A 15,409-nucleotide genomic window follows, 5' to 3' on the forward strand; every position below is an offset into this window, starting at 1 on the left:
ACCGCACCACCCGGCCGGCCCGCGGACGCGCCGCCGGCCGAACCGGGAAGATCCGTACTCAGGGCCGCTCTCCGCGCTTGACCTGCGGCTTCGGCAGCCTGAGCCGACGCATCTGGAGCGTACGCATCAGCCCGTAGGCCACTGCGCCCCGCTTGGGCGTATCGGGGAAGCGCTCGTTCAGCTGCTTGCGCAGGCGGAACGTGAGCCCGATCGAGTCGATGACGATCAGCACGATCACGCCGAGCCAGAGCAGCAGCGAGATGTTCTGGATGCCCTGCACCTGGATCACGCTGAGGATCAGGATGACCACGGCGAGCGGCAGGAAGTACTCCGCGATGCAGAAGCGCGAGTCCACGAAGTCGCGGACGAAGCGCCGCACGGGGCCCTTGTCGCGGGCCGGCAGATAGCGCTCGTCACCACTGGCGAGTGCCTCACGCTGCTTGGCCATGTCGACGCGGCGCGCCTCGCGCTGGCGCTTCATGGCCTCCTTGCGGTCGGCCGGCGCACCACTGGAGGCACGGCGGCGCTGCGACTGGGCGTCGCTGCGCTTGGGGGTGGGGCGACCCTTGGGAGCCTGCGGGTCGCGGGACGTCTTGGAGAGGTCCGCCGTCACCTTGTCGGTGGGGGCCTTCTCTTCCTTGGAGCGGCTACGGAACACAAGGCCCAAGGGTACGGGGTCGATCGCCGGGACACCGGGCCGGCCGGGAACGATCCGGCAACGGCCTGCGTCCTTGCTGGTGTCCGGGCGGGACGATACGGACGTCGGCACCGGTTTCCCCGACCTTCACCTACTCCCTGGGCGGGAGCGGTCACCGGGTGCAGTCGTCCTTGGGGAGGACCCCATCGTCGCTCGAACAGTGCGGTAATAGAGGCAGGGCCCGTACTGTGGGTTCTGTCGGAGTGCTGGTGACCGGTTGAGTCAGAAGGGGGCGCGCGAAGCCCATGAGCGGTGTCATGAAGCGTATGGGGATGATCTTCCGCGCGAAGGCAAACAAGGCCCTTGACCGGGCCGAGGATCCGCGCGAGACCCTCGATTACTCGTACCAGAAGCAGCTGGAGCTGCTTCAGAAGGTGCGCCGCGGTGTCGCCGATGTGGCGACCTCGCGCAAGCGCCTGGAACTGCAGCTGAACCAGCTGCAGGGCCAGACGTCCAAGCTGGAGGACCAGGGCCGCAAGGCGCTCGCGCTCGGCCGCGAGGACCTGGCCCGCGAGGCGTTGTCGCGCCGCGCGGCCCTCCAGCAGCAGGTCACCGACCTGGAGACGCAGCACACCACGCTGCAGGGCGAGGAGGAGAAGCTCACTCTGGCGGCCCAGCGGCTGCAGGCCAAGGTCGACGCCTTCCGTACGAAGAAGGAGACGATCAAGGCCACCTACACGGCGGCCCAGGCGCAGACCAGGATCGGCGAGGCGTTCTCCGGCATTTCCGAGGAGATGGGCGATGTCGGCCTGGCCATCCAGCGGGCCGAGGACAAGACCCAGCAGATGCAGGCGCGCGCCGGCGCGATCGACGAGCTGCTCGCCTCCGGTGCCCTCGACGACCCCACCGGCACGGCGAAGGACGACCTCACCGCCGAGCTGGACCGGATCTCCGGTGGTACGGATGTGGAGCTGGAGCTGCAGCGCATGAAGGCCGAACTGGCCGGCGGCTCCACCTCGAAGCAGGCCATCGAGGGCGGCCCGCAGGATGCCGCGCAGCAGCAGCAGTCCCAGTCCCCGCACAAGTTCGACAAGAATTAAGGCAGCGTCATGATCGTACGGATCATGGGGGAGGGCCAGGCAGTCCTGGCCGACAGCCATCTCGCCGAGCTCAACAAGCTCGACGACGAACTGCTCGCCGAAATGGAGAGGGGCGACGGTCCGGGTTTCCGCGCCACTCTCCACGCGCTCCTCGCGAGGGTGCGCGAACTCGGCACGCCCTTGCCGGACGACTCCCTGGAGCCGTCCGAGCTGATCCTGCCGTCGCCCGACGCGACCCTCGACGAGGTCCGCGCCATGCTCAGCGGCGACGGCCTGATCCCCGGCTGACAACCGGCAGCTCCAGCACCCGCACACCACCGTGCCCCGTGAACGGCCCCGGCCGGTCACGGGGCACCGCTGTGTGCGGTCTCCACCGGTTCTCCGGCCGCGCGGCCGGATCCGCTCGCGACACGCCGTAACGTAGCTTGACGTGACCACCCTCGGAACCGGGGTCCTGCGCGTCCGGAACTGGCCGCGCGACCATCCCCTCGCGCTGGACGGCGCGCTCGCCCTGGCCGTGTTCGTGGCCATGTTCATCGGATCTTTCGCCGATCCGAACGCGCACCACGGGCCCACCTTCGGCACGCGCACACCCGCCGCGGGCAGCGTGTTCCTGATGGCGCTGGGCGCCCTCGCCCTGGTCTGGCGCCGCCGCCGGCCGATGGCCGTGCTCGCCGCCACCGGTGCGCTGGCCGTGGTGGAACTGCTGGCGGCGGATCCGCCGGCCCCCGTGGTCATGAGCACCGTCATCGCCCTCTACACCGTCGCCGCCCGCACCGACCGGCCGACGACCTGGCGGGTCGGGCTGCTCACCATGGCCGTGCTCACCGCGGCCGCGATGCTCTTCGGCTCGGCCCCCTGGTACAGCCAGGAGAACCTCGGGATCTTCGCGTGGACCGGGATGGCGGGCGCGGCAGGGGACGCGGTCCGCTCCCGGCGCGCGTTCGTCGACGCGATCAGGGAGCGCGCCGAACGGGCCGAACGGACCCGCGAGGAGGAGGCCCGGCGCCGGGTGGCCGAGGAACGGCTGCGGATCGCCCGCGACCTGCACGATGTCGTCGCCCACCACATCGCCCTGGTCAACGTGCAGGCCGGAGTGGCCGCCCATGTCATGGACCGGCGCCCCGACCAGGCCAAGGAGGCCCTCGCCCACGTCCGGGAGGCGAGCCGCTCCGCGCTCAACGAGCTGCGGGCCACCGTCGGACTGCTGCGCCAGTCCGGCGATCCGACGGCGCCGACCGAACCCGCCCCGGGCCTCGCCGTCCTCGACGAGCTCGTGAAGACCGTGCGGCAGGCCGGGCTGCCCGTCGAGGTGGCCTGCGCGGCGAAGGAGGGCCCGCCGCTGCCCGCAGCCGTGGACCTGGCCGCGTACCGGGTGATCCAGGAGGCGCTGACCAATGTCCGCAAGCACGCGGGCCCCGGAGCGAAGGCCGAGGTCAGCGTCGTACGGGTCGGGGCCACGGCCGAGGTCATGGTGCTGGACAACGGGCGCGGAACGGCCGGCCGCACCGGCGGTGACGTCGTCGGCGGCGGTCACGGCCTCCTCGGCATGCGGGAACGGGTCACCGCGCTGGGCGGCACCCTCACCGCCGGACCCCGTTACGGCGGCGGCTTCAGGGTTCATGCGATCCTGCCCGTCAAAACCCGTGCGCAGGAGCCGGAACATCCGGGCGCGGCGGGCCGGACGGGGGAGAACGCATGACAGCGGCCATCAAGGTCCTGCTCGTCGACGACCAGGCGCTGCTGCGCAGCGCGTTCCGGGTCCTGGTCGACTCGGAGCCCGACATGCAGGTGGTCGGCGAGGCCGCGGACGGGGCGCAGGCCGTGGAGCTGGCCCGCTCGACCCGCGCGGACGTGGTGCTGATGGACATCCGGATGCCCGGCACGGACGGGCTCACCGCGACCCGGATGATCAGCGCCGACCCGGAGCTCGCGGACGTACGCGTGGTCATGCTCACCACGTTCGAGGTGGACGAGTACGTGGTGCAGTCGCTGCGGGCGGGGGCCTCGGGCTTCCTCGGAAAAGGGGCGGAACCGGAGGAACTCCTCAACGCCATCCGGATCGCCGCGGGCGGTGAGGCGCTCCTGTCGCCCGCCGCGACCAAGGGGCTGATCGCCACGTTCCTCGCACAGGGCGGCAGTTCGGACGACGGGGGACCGGGAGCCGCCGAGTACTCCGCGCGGCTGGAGGCCCTGACCACGCGGGAGCGGGAGGTGCTGGTCCTTGTCGCGGGCGGACTGTCCAACGACGAGATCGCCGAGCGCCTCGTGGTCAGCCCCCTCACCGTCAAGACCCATGTGAACCGGGCGATGGCGAAGCTGGGGGCGCGGGACCGGGCCCAACTGGTCGTAATTGCGTATGAATCGGGCCTGGTGCGTCCCCGGGTGGAGTGAGGGTGCAGGTGCGGCGTACTCCACCTGCGGTATGCGCGGCATAAGAAAGCGACCTGGGGCCGACGATTTCCGTCCCGGGGATGGGCGATCGTATAAGGGCCGACCGTCACCTGGGGGCGGCGTCGCGGGGCTGGGCACGCATATCTGCGGCGTTGTCGTCCATCACCATGGCTCCGCCATGGCTCAATCCTCCGCCTTGCAACCGTACGCACCCAGCCCCGCTCCTCCTTACCTCCTCCCGGTGTCGGCCGGCCCGGGCCGGGTCTGTCCCCGAGTCACCCGCCCACCTGCCGCGTAAGCCACAGAAGAGAGACCTCACCCATGTCCTGGCTGTCCAGATTCAGCCTCGCGCAAAGGGCCCTGATCGGGCTGATCTCGATCGTCGCGCTCGTATTCGGAGCCATCGCGATCCCGCAGCTCAAGCAGCAACTCCTGCCCACCATCGAACTCCCGATGGTGTCGGTGCTCGCTCCCTACCAGGGCGCGTCCCCCGATGTGGTCGAGAAGCAGGTCGTCGAACCGCTCGAGAATTCGATCAAGGCCGTCGACGGAGTCACCGGACTCACCTCGACCGCCAGCGAGGGCAACGCCGTCATCATGGCGACGTTCGACTTCGGCGACGAGGGCACCAAGCAGCTCGTCGCGGACATCCAGCAGGCGGTGAACCGCGCCCGCATCCAGCTGCCCGACGATGTGGACCCGCAGGTCATCGCCGGCTCGACCGACGACATCCCGACCGTCGTCCTCGCCGTCACCTCCGACAAGGACCAGCAGGCCCTCGCGGACCAGCTGGACCGCACCGTCGTCCCCGCGCTTGAGGACATCGACGGCGTCGGCCAGGTCACCGTCGACGGTGTGCAGGACCTCCAGGTCTCCATCACCCCCGACGACAAGAAGCTCGCGGCGGCCGGACTGAACGCGACCTCGCTCGCCCAGGCGCTCCAGGCCGGCGGCGCGACCGTCCCGGCCGGATCCTTCTCGGAGGCCGGCAAGAGCCGCACCGTCCAGGTCGGCGGGACGTTCACCACCCTGCAGCAGTTCAAGGACCTGCGGGTCACCGGGCAGAACCCGGCCACGGGCAAGCCCACGAAGCCGGTCCGCGTCGGCGACATCGCCACGGTGAAGCAGGAGCCCTCCACCGCGGTCTCCATCACGCGTACGAACGGCAAGCCGAGCCTCGCCGTCGCGGCGACGATGGACAAGGACGGCAGCGCCGTCGCCATCTCGGACGCCGTCAAGGACAAGCTCCCGGACCTGCGCAAGGACCTCGGCTCCGGCGCCGAGCTGACCGTGGTCTCCGACCAGGGCCCGGCGGTCTCCAAGGCGATCTCGGGTCTGACCACCGAGGGCGCGCTCGGCCTGCTCTTCGCGGTCATCGTGATCCTGGTCTTCCTGGCCTCGCTCCGTTCGACCCTGGTCACCGCGGTCTCCATCCCGCTCTCCGTGGTCCTCGCGCTGATCGTGCTCTGGACCCGTGACCTGTCGCTCAACATGCTCACCCTGGGCGCGCTGACCATCGCGATCGGCCGGGTCGTCGACGACTCGATCGTCGTCCTGGAGAACATCAAGCGCCACCTCGGTTACGGCGAGGAGCGCCACTCGGCGATCACCAGCGCGGTGAAGGAAGTCGCCGGCGCGGTCACCGCGTCGACCCTCACCACGGTCGCCGTCTTCCTGCCGATCGGCCTCGTCGGCGGCATGGTCGGCCAGCTCTTCGGTTCGTTCTCACTGACCGTCACCGCGGCCCTGCTGGCCTCCCTGCTGGTCTCGCTGACCGTCGTCCCGGTCCTGTCGTACTGGTTCCTGCGCGCGCCCAAGGGCAGCGCCGAGGACCCGGACAAGGCACGCCGCGAGGCCGAGGAGAAGGAAGCCCGCAGCCGCCTCCAGCGGATCTACGTCCCGGTGCTGCGCTTCGCCACCCGTCGCCGCATCACCAGCGTCGTCATCGCCGTGGCCGTGCTGTTCGGCACCTTCGGCATGGTCCCGCTGCTGAAGACCAACTTCTTCGACCAGGGCGAGCAGGAAGTCCTGTCCGTCAAGCAGGAGCTCACCCCGGGCACCAGCCTGGCGGCCGCCGACGAGGCGGCCAAGAAGGTCGAGAAGGTCCTCGCCGACGACGAGGGCGTCAAGGACTACCAGGTCACCGTCGGATCGTCCGGCTTCATGGCGGCCTTCGGCGGCGGCACGGGAGCCAACCAGGCCTCCTACCAGGTCACCCTGAAGGACTCCGCCGACTACGACGCCACCCAGGACCGTATCGACGAGGCCCTGGGCAAGCTCGACGGCATCGGGGACACCACCATCACCGCGGGTGACGGTTTCGGCAGCCAGGACCTGAGCGTCGTCGTCAAGTCCGCCGACGCCGACACCCTGAAGAAGGCCTCCGAAGAGGTACGGGCCGAGGTGGCCAAGCTCAAGGACGTCACCGATGTCCAGAGCGACCTGGCGCAGAGCGTTCCGCGCATCTCGGTCAAGGCCAACGCCAAGGCCGCCGACGCCGGCTACAGCCAGGCCACGCTCGGCGCGGCCGTCGCCAGTGCGGTGCAGGGCACTCCGTCCGGCAAGGCGATCATGGACGACACCGAGCGGGACGTCGTCATCAAGTCGGCCCACCCGGCCACCACCATGGAAGAGCTGAAGAACCTTCCGATGGGAGCGGTCAAGCTCGGCTCGATCGCCGAAGTGAAGCTGGTCCCCGGACCGGTCTCCATGACGCGGATCGACGGCCAGCGGGCCGCGACGATCACGGCCAAGCCCACCGGTGACAACACCGGCGCGGTCAGCGCCTCGCTCCAGACGAAGATCGACGCCCTGGACCTCCCGGACGGCGCCACCGCCACCATCGGCGGTGTCTCCCAGGACCAGGACGACGCGTTCATGAAGCTGGGCCTGGCCATGCTGGCGGCCATCGCGATCGTCTTCATGCTGCTGGTCGCCACCTTCCGGTCGCTCATCCAGCCGCTGATCCTGCTGGTCTCCATCCCGTTCGCGGCGACCGGCGCCATCGGCCTGCTCATCGTCACCGGCACCCCGATGGGCGTTCCGGCGATGATCGGCATGCTGATGCTGATCGGCATCGTGGTGACCAACGCGATCGTGCTGATCGACCTGATCAACCAGTACCGCGCCCAGGGCCTGGGCGTCGTCGAGGCCATCGTCGAGGGCGGCCGGCACCGGCTCCGCCCGATCCTGATGACGGCCCTGGCGACGATCTTCGCCCTCCTCCCGATGGCGCTCGGCGTCACCGGCGAGGGCGGCTTCATCTCGCAGCCCCTGGCCGTCGTGGTCATCGGCGGTCTGGTCAGCTCGACACTGCTGACGCTGCTTCTGGTGCCGACGCTGTACGCGATGGTGGAGCTCTTCAAGGAGCGCCGCGCGAAGAAGAAGTCCGCGAAGCGCGCGAAGAAGGCCGGCGTCCCGGCCCCGGCCGCCTCGGAGGAGACCACCTCCTCCGACGAGCCGGAGCCCGCGAAGGCCTGACCCGCCCGGTACGAGGAACGGCCTGTCCCGCGCTCACGCGTGGGGCAGGCCGTTCTGCTGTTTCCGCACCCTGCCGGAGGGAGTCACGAAGGCCGTCAGGCCGGCGACGCCAGTACCTGGATGATCCGCGCCCAGTGCGCCGCGTGCCGGGGCGCGTGCGTCCCGCTGAGCGCGGCGGTCTCGGAGATGAGCCGGTTCCGGACGTCGGCCGGCGCGTCGGCGACGAGAGCGGCGAGGCTCGCGGAATCGGCTCCCTCGATGTCGTCCGCCAGCACCAGGGCGGCCTGGTGATGCGTGCGGGCGGACAGCAGGTCCCCGTAGACCTCCTGTTCGATGGCCGCCGCATGGCGAAGAGCGTCGGCGTCGCCGGCGGTGAGAGCGCGTTCCACGTGGCCCTGCAGCGCGCTGCGCTCGTGGAGGAGGGCGTAGGCGGCTGCGATGCCCTGAGTGCGGGCGGCGTGCAGGAGTGCGGCGTGGACGGGCGGGACGGAGGCGGGTGGTTCGGCGTCGAGCAGACCGGGGTGCGCGCGCAGGTGCTGCTCCGACTCCTCCCAGGTGTCGCACTCCGTCCATGCGGCGAGCCGCTCGCCGAGGATCAGGGGGCGGAACGCGTCCGTCACGCCGTGGGTGAGGATCAGCCGCCGAAGCGCTTCGTACACCATGGCCGAGGGCGAGACGAATACGTGCTCAGCGAGGGCCACCGCCGCTGCGGGGCTGCCCAGGACCTCGGAGTGCTCCGACCAGTAGGCCCGCGACTGCGTCCAGGTGGGACTGCCCATCCATGTGCCGACCGTGTCCAGGAGGTCAGGGGAGAGCGTCAGCCAGGCGCCGGGCCGGGCGGAGGTCTCCTCCTGCCAGATGGCGGCCACCTCCTCGTAGCGTTCAGTGCTCTCCCGTGCCCGTGTGCGGAGGGCGTCCCGGGCCTGCAGTGTCACCTGGCCCGCGCGTTCCGCGGCCGGGTGGCTGACCAGTCCGACGAGGCCCCTGAGACCTGCCGCCGTCGAACACTCCGGCCTGTGGATCAGGAAGAGATCACGTTCGAGGACGAGAGCCGGGACGGCCGTCGGCTGCTTGGCGGCCAGAGCGTCGATGGCGCTCTCGTACGCCTGGATCGCGACGGCGACGTCCCCGGTCTCGGCGAGATGACCAGCGAGGTTGTTGAGGGCGGTGGCGAGGTCGGGGAGGAAGGCGGCGGGGTGTTGTTCGGCGAGGGTGCGGCGGATGCGCACGGCTTCGTGGGCGGGGCCGAGTGCGCCCTGTCTGTCCCCGGTCCCGGCGAGGTGCGTGGCGAGGTTCCCGACGGCGGTGGCGAGGTCGGGGAGGAAGGCGGCGGGGTGTTGTTCGGCGAGGGTGCGGCGGATGCGCACGGCTTCGCGGGCCGGGTCGAGCGCGCCCTGCCGGTCCCCGGTCTCGGCGAGCCGGACGGCGAGGTTGTTGAGGGCGGTGGCCAGGTCGGGGAGGAACGCGGCCGGGTGTGGTCCGGCCAGAGTCCGGTAGATGTGTACGGCTTCGTGGGCCGGGTCGAGTGCGCCCTGCTGGTCCCCGGTGCCGGCGAGGTGGTTGGCGAGGTTGACGAGGGAGGAGGCGAGGTCGGGGAGGAAGGCGGCGGGCTGCTGCCCGGCGAGGGTGCGGTGGATGTCTGCGGCTTCGTGGGCGGGGTCGAGCGCGCCCTGCCGGTCCCCGGTCTCGGCGAGCCGGACCGCGAGGTTGCTGAGGGAGGCGGCGAGGTCGGGGAGGAACGCGGCGGGGTGTTGTCCGGCCAGGGTGCGGCGGATGCGCACGGCTTCGTGGGCGGGGTCGAGTGCGCCCTGCCGGTCCCCGGTGCCGGCAAGGCGTACGGCGAGGTTGCTGAGGGAGGTGGCCAGGTCGGGGAGGAACGCGGCCGGGTGTGGTCCGGCCAGGTCGCGGTAGAGCGCGGTGGCTTCGCGGGAAGGGGCGAGTGCGCCGTGCCGGTCCCCGGTGCCGGCGAGGTGGTTGGCGAGGTTGCTGAGGGAGGCGGCGAGGTTGGGGAGGAACGCCGTGGGGTGTTGCCCGGCGAGGGTGCGGTAGAGGCCGACGGCTTCGTGGGCCGGGGCGAGTGCGCCCTGCCGGTCCCCCGTGCCCGCGAGCCGGAGGGCGAGGGTGTTGAGAGAGCCTGCGAGGCCGGGGAGGAAGGCCGTGGGGTGTTGTCCGGCGAGGGTGCGGCGGATGTGTACGGCTTCGTGGGCGGGGTCGAGTGCGCCCTGCCGGTCCCCGGTCTCGGCGAGGTGGTTGGCGAGGTTGCTGAGGGAGGCGGCGAGGTGGGGGAGGAAGGCCGTGGGGTGTCGTCCGGCGAGGGTGCGGTAGAGGCCGACGGCTTCGTGGGCGGGGTCGAGTGCGCCCTGCCGGTCTCCGGTCTCGGCGAGGTGGTTGGCGAGGTTGTTGAGGGAGTCGGCGAGGTCGGGGAGGAAGGTTTCGCGGTGCTGCTCGGCGAGGGCGCGATAGAGGTGGACGGCTTCGTGGGCGGGGGCGAATGCGCCCTGCCGGTCCCCGGCCCGGGCGAGGTGGTTGGCGAGGATGCTGAGGGAGTCGGCGAGAAAGGGAAGGAAGACGGTGGGGTGCTGTCCGGCGAGGGTGCGGTAGTGGCCGGTGGCTTCGTGGGCGGGGGCGAGTGCGCCCTGTCGGTCCCCGGTCCCGGCCAGCCGGAGGGCGAGGTTGTTGAGGGAGTCGGCGAGGTGGACGAGATGCTCTGCGGGGCGGAACCCCTGGAGCACCTCGTAGAGACCGACCGCCTCGCGGGCCCGGACCAGTGCGTCCTCGTGCATTCCCGACTTCGCCAGCACCACGGAGAGAGCCTGAACGGCCTCCGCCAGGTAGGGCAGTCCGCTCTCCTCGTCCCACACCACGAGTTCACGCAGCATCTCGATCCCGGCATCTCCGACGCCCACGGCGTGCGCGGCCAGTCCGCGTGCGAGATAGGGGTCGATCCCGGCCCAGTCGCCCACCCGGGCCTGCTGCCTGACCAGGTCGACCATCACGCGCGACACCACCCGGTCCGCGTCCGCGCCGCCCCGGCCGCTCCTGCCCCTGAGGTGGGACACGAACTCCCGGTGGTACAGGCGGTACACGGCCTGCGCGTCCTCGGCGTCCTCGACTATGTAGCGGCCGTAGGCGGACAGCACCCAGTCCACGTCGCTCCCGTCGTAGACCACGCCGCCGCCCAGGGCTCCGGCCACCGCCTCCCACACGCCACCGGCCGGCATGCCTCGGCCCACGGTCCAGGCGAGTGCGGCGAGCAGATCCCCGGCCGCGGAAGGAAGCCGGGTGCCGTCCTCCCGGACCCGCACGGGACCCGCCCGCAGTTCCTTTTCGAACGCGGCTCCGACGGAGTCGGGCAGACCTGTCAGCAGGCCGTCCTCCCCGGAGCGGTCCGGCGAGTGGAACCGCGTGAGGACCGTGCTGGTCACCAGCCGGGCGAAGAGGAAGCCGCCCCCGACGGCTGTCGCCCGCTCCGAGATCGCCGCGCTCATCTCGCGCGCGGGCGCGTCCGCGACCCCGCCCGCCGTGCATCTGCGGAAGACGTACGCCCGGATGTTCTCCTGCGTGCAGCGCTCCCGCTCGAGGTCGACGGTCGTCACGCCCGCCCCGATGAGCCGGGTCAGGGCCTGCACCAGCGTCTCGTTCCCTTCGAGCCGGCTGCGGAACGGACGTGCGCGGGAGCCGAGCAGTACGGGTGTCGTACGGCTCAGGGGGAAGACCAGTTCCTCGATCATGCTCTGGGTGTGTCCGGCGGCCACTTCGTCGAGGCCGTCGAGGATCAGTAAGGGCTGTGGCGACAACTGCCGCAGCTCGCCCCGGAAGTCGTCCGGATTGCGGGGCGCGGGCAGCTTCAGGTTCCGGGCCAGCTCCGTCGCCGCCTGCAGCGGGGTGAGGCCGCGCAGATGCACCGTCGCGACGGTCCGGCCGGCCAGGACGCCCGGATCGGGGTCGCCGTCGCGCAGGGCGCCGTGTTCGACGGCCTCCCGGCGCTGTACCGGGTCCGTGAGCGTGGCGACGCGCCCCAGCACCGCGGATTTCCCGCAGCCCGCCGGCCCTGTGACCAGGAAGAGTCCGGGCTCGTCCAAGGCCATCCACGCCACGATGGCGCCGAGCACTTCGGTGCGGCCGGTGAAGAACCACCCCTCCTCGCGGTGACCGACCCCGCGCGCCGCCAGCACCAGGTGTTCCACCAGCCGGGCCGGGGCTCCGGGCCTGTGGAGCGGATTGGGAAAGGCGGGCCGCCCCGTGCCGATGGTCGCCGGCACGAGGGTCTGCCCCTCGCCCTCCCACCGGGCGGCGAGCGCCTTCAGCAGGTCCGGGCCGCTGATGAGCGCGTTGTGGGGACTCCACGCGGTGCGGTACTCCGTGTCCGCAGGGCCCGTCCTCAGCACCTCCGCCAAGGCCGCGAGGAGGGGCCCGCTGCCGTCCGAGGTCTCGTGACTCTGACAACTCGCCACGATGCCCAGCCATTTGGTGTGCCCCGGCGGTGCGGACTCCTCCTCCCAGCGCCTGAGGGCGGTCCCCAGCCCCGGGACCACACCGCCGCCCGCGTAACAGGCGTCGATGATCACCAGCACCTGGTCGGCTCCGGAGGCGGTGGCGTCGCTGACCAGAAGGTCGGCCGTGACGCCGTGCCGCAGCAGGCGCGCCTTCCGCTGCCCCGGATCGCCGGCCGGTCTCAGGTCCGGGAGCACGAGCCGCAACTGGTCGTCGGCGCGCACCCCGTGCCCCGACCAGACGACCAGGGCCGGTCCGGACGCGCCCGTGGCGAGCCAGCCCTCCGACCACGCCTCGCTCTCCGCGGTGAACGTGTTCCAGGACGGGTTCCCGCCGCCCACCGTCCGGGTGGCGTACCCCAGACCCTCCAGCAGCCCCGTGATCTCGTCCATCTGGGCCACCGCCCCCGTCAGCCGGGGGAACCGCTCGTCGGCGTACTCCTCGCACACCACGCACAGTGCCGTGCCCGCCGGTACCGGCCGGTCGCCGTCGCCGCCCCCGCCGTCGTCCTCACGCGCCATCGTCGCCGCTCCGTTCCAGGACCAGCACCAGGGCCGTCATCACCGCATGGGCCGAACCCCGACTGCCGACCCGCACCCGGTGCGCGCCCGCGGGCAGTCCGGTGATCCGTGCCGTGTACTGCCCGCCGCCCCGATTGGTCATCGTGCGCACCAGGCCGTCCGCCACGCCCACGAAGAGGGCGACCCGGTCATGACCCGGAACGTCCGGCGGGACGGTGGCCCGGATCTCGTAGACGTCGCCCTCGGTGAGCAGCTCGGGGGCGTCCACCGCCAGCGGTACGTCCTCGCCGCGCGGGTCCCGGTGCACCGGCAGCTCGGCAGTGAGCCAGCCGTACAGGGCCTGGCGCACCGCCCGGTTGTTCTGGAGCGAACCGTGCTTCTCCCACGGGGTGAACGCGTGCCGCCCCGCACCGACGGGGGCGCTGGACAGCCGGGGCACCCGCCCGTCGCCGCCCTCGTCGGCCCCGCCGATGGTGAGCACCGCGCGCAGGACGTCGCCGCCGGTCTCGGCCGTCGTCGGCGTCGGCTGGAGGACTCCGCCGACCGGGACGTACTCCACCTTGTGCCGCGCACCCGCCTGCGAGGCCCGCAGTTCCGCGTGGAACTGCCCGGAGTCCCGCAGCAGCGCCTCGTCCACCCCGGGCAGCCCCGCGACCTCGCGCGCGTACCGCAACGGCGTACCGCCGGCCGTCGTCAGGCAGGCGTAGTCCGGCGTGAGCTGGTGCAGGGAGGGCAGGCTGCGGGCGAACGCGGTGAGGTCGAGGCCCACCGGGCCGATCCCGTACCGCAGTCCGTCGACCAGGTGGACCAGTGCGTCCAGGGACCCGCGATACGGCGTCCCGAGGGTGATCACGCGCCGGGTGACCTCCGCGCCGCCGCACTGTTCGACGTAGCTCCGGGCGACGAGGCCGCCCATGGAGTGGCAGAGGAAGATGACCTTGGCGTCGTGCCGGCCGGCCCGGGACGCCCGCCAGCGTTCCAGCTCCTCGGCCACCCGCTCGGCCAGCCGGGCGGCGTTGTAACGGCAGGAGAGCCGCCAGTCGTACGCGAAGCCGATGAGGTTGGCCGGGGCGGCGGCCCCCTCGGCGCCCGGCACCCGGCGCCGGAGCGTGAAGTTCCGCTCCAGCCAGTCCAGCAGCCCGCTGTAACCGTCCACCGGCATCCACACACCGGGCAGGGCGTGCAGGTCGCGCATCAGTCCCACGGGGCTCACGCCGTCGCCGGGGTGCGCGTCACCCAGGTCACGGCCGAGACGCAGTCCCCTGACGGAGCCGCCGAAGGTCCGCAGGCCCCGCAGCAGCGCCTTCCCGGAGAGACCCCAGACCTCGTGCCCGTCCGCGTCCGCCAGCCGGCTGCCGAGAATGCCCGGCACGACGACCACCAGATCGTCGACCCTGCCGCGTTGTGTCATCAGGCCCGTCCCCCGTACCTACGCCGCTGTCCTCGACAGCAGCGTAGGTACGGGAGGGGCGCCCCGGTGCCGGGCCGGACACATTCGGCCATGTCCGGTCGAGTCCGTGGGCGGGGTCCCTACGGCAGCGCCAGCATCCGCTCCAGCGCCAGCTTGGCGTACTTCTCCGTCTCCGGGTCGACCTCGATCCGGTTGACCAGGTTCCCCTCGGCCAGCGACTCCAGTGTCCACACCAGGTGCGGCAGGTCGATCCGGTTCATCGTCGAGCAGAAGCAGACCGTCTTGTCGAGGAAGACGATCTCCTTGTCCTCCGCGGCGAAACGGTTGGCCAGGCGGCGCACCAGGTTGAGCTCGGTGCCGATCGCCCACTTCGAGCCGGCCGGGGCCGCCTCCAGCGCCTTGATGATGTACTCCGTCGAGCCGACGTAGTCCGCGGCGGCGACGACCTCGTGCTTGCACTCCGGGTGCACGAGCACGTTGACGCCGGGTATGCGCGCCCGCACGTCGTTGACGGACTCGACCGAGAAGCGCCCGTGCACCGAGCAGTGCCCGCGCCACAGGATCATCTTCGCGTTGCGCAGCTCCTCGGCGGTCAGGCCGCCGTTGGGCTTGTGCGGGTTGTAGAGGACGCAGTCCTCCAGGGTCATCCCCATGTCCCGCACGGCAGTGTTGCGGCCCAGGTGCTGGTCGGGGAGGAACAGCACCTTCTCCCCCTGCTCGAAGGCCCACTCCAGGGCCCGCTTCGCGTTCGACGAGGTGCAGATCGTGCCGCCGTGGCGGCCGGTGAAGGCCTTGATGTCCGCGGAGGAGTTCATGTACGAGACGGGCACGACCTGCTCGGCGACGCCGGCCTCGGTCAGCACGTCCCAGCACTCGGCGACCTGCTCGGCGGTGGCCATGTCGGCCATCGAACAGCCCGCCGCGAGGTCCGGCAGTACGACCTTCTGGTCGTCGGTGGTCAGGATGTCCGCGGACTCCGCCATGAAGTGCACGCCGCAGAAGACGATGTACTCGGCCTCCGGACGCGCCGCCGCGTCCCGGGCGAGCTTGAACGAGTCGCCGGTCACATCCGCGAACTGGATGACCTCGTCGCGCTGGTAGTGGTGCCCGAGGACGAAGACCTTCTCGCCCAGCTTCTCCTTGGCCGCGCGGGCGCGCTCCACCAGGTCCGGGTCGGAAGGGGAGGGCAGGTCGCCGGGGCATTCGACGCCGCGCTCGCTCTTGGGGTCGGCGTCGCGGCCGAGCAGGAGCAGGGCGAGGGGCGACGGCTGGACGTCGAGATCCTGGACGGGGTGGGCCGTGGTCACGTCACGCACCCTTTCTTCTCTGCGGGAGAGCCTTTTCGTCTAATTGACGCTATCTATCATATCCG

Annotated in this window: 9 protein-coding genes; 5 read left to right on the top strand and 4 right to left on the bottom strand. The window is 71.5% G+C overall.

The genetic code is table 11. From position 1 onward, the window contains the following. Positions 1 to 58: 58 nt before the first annotated feature. Positions 59 to 658, bottom strand: coding sequence for a DUF3043 domain-containing protein (locus ACGFZA_RS19155; RefSeq protein WP_136328398.1), 600 nt, complete (start codon positions 656 to 658; stop codon positions 59 to 61). A 296-nt stretch (positions 659 to 954) separates the two neighbouring features. On the opposite strand from ACGFZA_RS19155, the gene ACGFZA_RS19160 reads away from it, so the two are divergent. The 5 genes from ACGFZA_RS19160 (at position 955) to ACGFZA_RS19180 (ending at position 7,611) form a co-directional block, all read left to right on the top strand. Then, positions 955 to 1,737: a PspA/IM30 family protein gene (locus ACGFZA_RS19160; RefSeq protein WP_385279327.1), complete on the top strand. Its 783-nt coding sequence runs from the start codon at positions 955 to 957 to the stop codon at positions 1,735 to 1,737. Between the two features lie 9 nt (positions 1,738 to 1,746). Further along, positions 1,747 to 2,025, top strand: a complete 279-nt coding sequence (locus tag ACGFZA_RS19165; RefSeq protein WP_393680399.1) for a hypothetical protein — start codon at positions 1,747 to 1,749, stop codon at positions 2,023 to 2,025. 142 nt (positions 2,026 to 2,167) lie between these two features. Further along, positions 2,168 to 3,439 carry a sensor histidine kinase gene (locus tag ACGFZA_RS19170; RefSeq protein WP_385279331.1) on the top strand — a complete coding sequence of 424 codons (1,272 nt, stop codon included), beginning with the start codon at positions 2,168 to 2,170 and terminating at the stop codon, positions 3,437 to 3,439. Beyond that, positions 3,436 to 4,131, top strand: a complete 696-nt coding sequence (locus tag ACGFZA_RS19175; RefSeq protein WP_393680402.1) for a response regulator — start codon at positions 3,436 to 3,438, stop codon at positions 4,129 to 4,131. Before ACGFZA_RS19170 ends, ACGFZA_RS19175 begins: the two co-directional genes overlap by 4 nt. Positions 4,132 to 4,452: 321 nt before the next feature. Beyond that, complete coding sequence (locus ACGFZA_RS19180; RefSeq protein ID WP_393680404.1) at positions 4,453 to 7,611, top strand: efflux RND transporter permease subunit; 3,159 nt, start codon at positions 4,453 to 4,455, stop codon at positions 7,609 to 7,611. Positions 7,612 to 7,706: 95 nt separating this feature from the next. Here the strand turns inward: ACGFZA_RS19180 and ACGFZA_RS19185 are convergent, their stop codons facing one another. From ACGFZA_RS19185 to nadA, 3 genes are all read right to left on the bottom strand, one after another. Continuing rightward, positions 7,707 to 12,626 carry a tetratricopeptide repeat protein gene (locus tag ACGFZA_RS19185; protein ID WP_393680406.1) on the bottom strand — a complete coding sequence of 1,640 codons (4,920 nt, stop codon included), beginning with the start codon at positions 12,624 to 12,626 and terminating at the stop codon, positions 7,707 to 7,709. Continuing rightward, positions 12,616 to 14,037 (bottom strand): hypothetical protein, encoded by a 1,422-nt coding sequence (locus ACGFZA_RS19190; protein ID WP_393680408.1) that lies wholly within the window; start codon positions 14,035 to 14,037, stop codon positions 12,616 to 12,618. Before ACGFZA_RS19190 ends, ACGFZA_RS19185 begins: the two co-directional genes overlap by 11 nt. Before the next feature lie 119 nt (positions 14,038 to 14,156). Further along, positions 14,157 to 15,353: a quinolinate synthase NadA gene (gene nadA, locus ACGFZA_RS19195; RefSeq protein ID WP_393680410.1), complete on the bottom strand. Its 1,197-nt coding sequence runs from the start codon at positions 15,351 to 15,353 to the stop codon at positions 14,157 to 14,159. Between the last annotated feature and the right edge of the window lie 56 nt (positions 15,354 to 15,409).

It is taken from the genome of Streptomyces sp. NPDC048211, from assembly GCF_043202315.1.
Classification (GTDB): domain Bacteria; phylum Actinomycetota; class Actinomycetes; order Streptomycetales; family Streptomycetaceae; genus Streptomyces.